Origin of the sequence: Halalkalibaculum sp. DA3122, from assembly GCF_043951865.1 — a bacterium.
In the GTDB taxonomy this organism is placed as follows: domain Bacteria; phylum Bacteroidota; class Rhodothermia; order Balneolales; family Balneolaceae; genus JAMQKA01.
In genome coordinates, this window is record NZ_JBINJF010000081.1 from 1 (window position 1) to 2253 (window position 2253).

General features: G+C 46.7%; 3 protein-coding genes. All 3 read right to left on the reverse strand.

Annotation, left to right across the window (positions count from 1 at the left end; translation table 11 throughout):
- Positions 1-545: 545 nt before the first annotated feature.
- Positions 546-965 (reverse strand): type II toxin-antitoxin system VapC family toxin, encoded by a 420-nt coding sequence (locus ACG2F4_RS19225; protein WP_395262566.1) that lies wholly within the window; start codon positions 963-965, stop codon positions 546-548.
- Entirely contained in the window at positions 962-1207 is a 246-nt protein-coding gene (locus ACG2F4_RS19230) for a DUF6364 family protein (RefSeq protein ID WP_395262567.1), read from the reverse strand. The genes ACG2F4_RS19225 and ACG2F4_RS19230 overlap by 4 nt, the downstream gene beginning before the upstream one ends.
- Positions 1208-1904: 697 nt before the next feature.
- Positions 1905-2081, reverse strand: coding sequence for a hypothetical protein (locus ACG2F4_RS19235; RefSeq protein WP_395262568.1), 177 nt, complete (start codon positions 2079-2081; stop codon positions 1905-1907).
- Positions 2082-2253: the final 172 nt, after the last annotated feature.

Sequence of the window (2253 nt, forward strand, 5' to 3'; positions counted from 1 at the left end):
TCATCCGGTAACGCTGAGAGCTGTCTTGCACGGTTTCTTTCTTCACGCCTGCGCTGCGTTTGCACCAGACGGCTCATAAATCCAAGGCCGGAAGGCGGCTGGAATTATGAATGAAGAATTAGAAATAATGAATTTCGAAGGGGTACCGGGAAGAAGAGCGCGGGGGGTTCCCCCTTGTGGCAGTTACGATTGAAAAGCGGTAAATGATGTTCGAAGGGGGTGCAGGGGGATGTTCAATGAAGAATGAAAAATGAAAGATAAAACCAACGACGGCTTATTTGAGTACAGGAGCATGAGCTAAAAATTGCTACCCTGCCCTTCCCGGCCTTGAATGGGGCGCTGAGGCCGAAGCCGGCGGGTGTGGATGTTGCACCGGTGAGGACTTTGATAGCGGGCAGCCGGCGCAACGGACCATCAACATCCACGCCTGCACAGGCTGCAGCGGGTGCCCCATTCACCGCCTTGATCTTTTTCGTCCCTTTTGGATCAAACCAAAAGGGACACCTCGGTTGGGGAAAACAGTCTCTTGTTTCAGGTAAACGTAATTATTCTAACGTATCCAAGGCTTCCAAAAATACGGCAGGACTATATATCGGAATCTTACTTTTATCGAAATCCTTTTGATTCCTGGTAATGATGGCTTCTAAATTAGCGTGAATAGCCGATTGATAAAGGACTCCATCTTCATAGTCATTAAAATCGCTATCCAAAGCATCTTCTAACACCACACGATTAATGTTTGATACATTGAAGATTTTAAGTATTTCCCGAACATGCTGGGTGGCGCTTTTTGAAGATAGTTGTTTTGCCAATAAGTAAAAGATCGTAGTGACGGTTGTACCACAAATCCATCCCTCGATTTCTCCTTTTTCAGCCAACCCGATTGCCTGGGCAGAAGCTTCAAAAAAAGGTTCCCGCTCAATAAAAACATCAAGTAGTACATTTGTATCGAAGAGAACTTTCATTTCAGATACTTCTCCTCCAAATGCTTTTTATAGTCTTCCTCCTGAACTTCTTTATTCTTTAAAATACCCGTTAACGAAGCAGTAATGGGAGGAAGGTCGCGGTTAATTGATGGTTGCTCAGTCTCAATAAGGGCAAAATAATCGGCAACCATTTGTGATACGGAGGTCCCTTTCTGTTTGGCACGTTTTTTTGCCCGCCGAATCAGCGATTCATCTAAACGGAGTGTTAATTTACTTTTCATGGCAAGACGTATTGTTTTTATTTAAATATACGTCATCCTGGCGTGGCTACGCAAGAACAATTTCGTTCACTTACCAAATGACTATCCCGCAGGGACGACCGGTGGAATTATGAATGAAGAATTATGAATGAAGAATTTCGAAGGGGAGATCGTATGAACGTGTTAAGCAATTGTTCCGATACCGGAAGAAGTGCTGTTTGATGAAGGGTAGGAAACATTCTCCTGTTTCACATTCAGGCTTCTTAATCATCTTTCCTTGTTCATTTTTTCATCGATGAAAAAACGAACCAAAAAAATCGCCGGCGGAGGATGGGAATTATGAATGAAGAATTAGAAATGATGAATTTCGAAGGGGAGATCGTTTGAACGTGTCAAGCAATCATTCCGATACCGGAAGAAGTGCTGTCTGACGAGGGAGCAAGCTACAAAATATACAACCTGGTCTTTCCCGGCCTTGAATGGGGCGCGGAAGCCGAAGCAGGCGTTTGTGGATGTTGCTACCGGTGAGGAGCTTGATAGCGAGCAACCGGCGTGACGGACCATCAACATCCACGCCTGCACAGGCGGCAGCGGGTGCCCCATTCCCCGCCTTGAGTTTTTGGTTCCTTTTGGGTCAAGCCAAAAGGGACACCTCAACATTGTATGGTGCTTTGTAATTAGAGCAGAGCTGCTTCATCGTCCTTCCCTGTTCATTTTTTCACCGATGAAAAAACGAACCAAAAAAATCGCCGGCGGGGGATTTATTCGCCTGGACGCGCTCCGCTATGGCTAAAAGAAACCGAGATATTGTACGGGCGTGCCCTCCCGTTTCTCTGCTGCTGTGATATCCCGGGTGCAGCCGTTGCTCCCCGCCCTGCACGGTTTCTTTCTTCACGCCGCCGCTGCGCTTGTCCCGGGCGGCTCATAAATCCAAGGCCGGAAGGCGGCTGGAATTATGAATGAAGAATTATGAATGAAGAATTTCGAAGGGGAGATCGTTTGAACGAGTTATAGCACCATGCCCAAGACCGGAAGAATTTCTGTCTGACGAGGGGCGGGCGACGAAC